The sequence below is a fragment of the Rhizobium sp. SRI_017 genome (assembly GCF_057586295.1).
In genome coordinates, this window is record NZ_JBYCZP010000056.1 from 1 (window position 1) to 1,551 (window position 1,551).

At 59.3% G+C, this 1,551-nt stretch carries 1 protein-coding gene, 1 tRNA gene and 1 pseudogene; all 3 read right to left on the reverse strand.

The annotated features are described in order from the left end of the window. Positions 1-371: 371 nt before the first annotated feature. Positions 372-614 (reverse strand): hypothetical protein, encoded by a 243-nt coding sequence (locus tag AC2YI2_RS34915; RefSeq protein ID WP_487391107.1) that lies wholly within the window; start codon positions 612-614, stop codon positions 372-374. A gap of 249 nt (positions 615-863) precedes the next feature. Continuing rightward, positions 864-953 (reverse strand) — tRNA-Ser (locus AC2YI2_RS34920). A gap of 250 nt (positions 954-1,203) precedes the next feature. Next, a pseudogene (locus AC2YI2_RS34925) lies at positions 1,204-1,551 on the reverse strand (DUF429 domain-containing protein); the annotation flags it as partial.

The following is a 1,551-nucleotide window of genomic DNA, read 5'->3' on the forward strand; positions in this document are numbered from 1 at the left end:
GTGTCTGGAAAACCACAGGGGAAATCGGAGCGGACGGCGGAACGACGGGCGTCTGCGCGGGCGAATAGCTCGCCTGAGAAGGAGCCTCGCGGCCGGGGGCAACCCGGATGCCGCCTCGGGGGCGCGAGACGCATCCGAGGCTGCCGTATCGGTCTGCCATTTACTGATGTACGTAGAAGCCAGCAGATCGGCGTTGTCGGTAATGAGTGGGCTATGTTCACGGCCCTCTCGCTTCGCTGTCACTTCTCGTGTGATGGACACGAGGTGGAGGATCATCTCGTGTCCCTGGGCCTCCCTCGGAGTTGGAGGAGTGCCGGGCTGGTGCATGTCATAGAGGGCTGCCTTCATATGCGCCGTCATGACCTGGATCGTCAGACGTTCGTCATCGGCTCCGTCGAGGCCGAAAAGTGCCGCCACCTTTCTCTTGCGGCCTCCTCGTTATCCTCATCGTGATCGATGTTCTCGTCGTCGTTCATTATTCTCTCCAGGTCGCGGAAGGCCCTACGGGCGATTCCGGTGAGTTCGTCGGTGAGCGCCCGCGCTTTGGCGACGGGCATCGGGCCGAGACTCAATCGCAAGAGCCCGTTGCCTTTTGAGACGAGGCTCTTCGGCATCCTGATCTGAAGCAGCAGGGAATTGCCGTTGCGCACCAGGTATCGGCCGGAGGATGCCGATTTTTTGTTGCGATTCGGTTTCGACGCGGAAATGATTTCCGCGTCGCCTGCGGATACTTCAGGTTGTACCCCGCCTGATACCTTGGCTGATACTTTCATGGTCGGACTCTCTGGGTTAGGGCAGTTCCGTCAGAAATTTGCTAAGAAAGCCAAAGCCTTGAGGTTGATTGGCGGAGAGTGGAAATCCGATGGCGGAGAGGGTGGGATTCGAACCCACGGTACCCTCACAGGTACTCCGCATTTCGAGTGCGGTGCAATCGACCACTCTACCACCTCTCCGCATTCGCTTTCGCCCAGTGGCAGCCGGTCGAGGGCATTTGGGCGAAGCGTCGGCGCGATATAGCGATGAAAAATCGCGAGCGCAAGCAGGCTGTGAAGATTTTGATTGCGGGATGTGGCGTCAGTGTGCCGGCACAGCGCTGGCAGTTCGTCGATCCGGCAAAAAGATGGTGCCGTCAACAGCGACGCCATGCTTCTTGGCGGCGGCTGCCAATCTATCGTGGAGCCCAGCCATGGCCGGCGCCACGATTTATCCGCTCTCACGATCCCCGATCATAACGGACTGGCTACGAGGCGCCATGAGCCAATGCCACCCGACTACCGCGCATATCACGGCATCGAGCTTATCCTGGTCCGCCTTGGAAGGTGCCACCTTCGTGCTGTGACTGCGGCACCAGGACGTCAGGCCGGTAGTCTCATCTTTGCTTCCGAATTCGGCGATCAATAAATTGACCTCCTGCCAGTGCTCGATCTTGAACGTCTTGCGTCGCGCGGGATTATAACGTGGACCGCCAAGCCTTCCAGAGAAAACCTCGAAGAAGCCGGGCAGCGCCAGAGCCGGAAAGACCTCCATGATGAAAAGCCCCTCGGCTGCCTT

What these genes read in the sequence shown, in the direction of transcription:
- AC2YI2_RS34915 (WP_487391107.1), bottom strand. Translation starts at nt 614, where the DNA reads ATGCCGAAGAGCCTCGTCTCAAAAGGCAACGGGCTCTTGCGATTGAGT.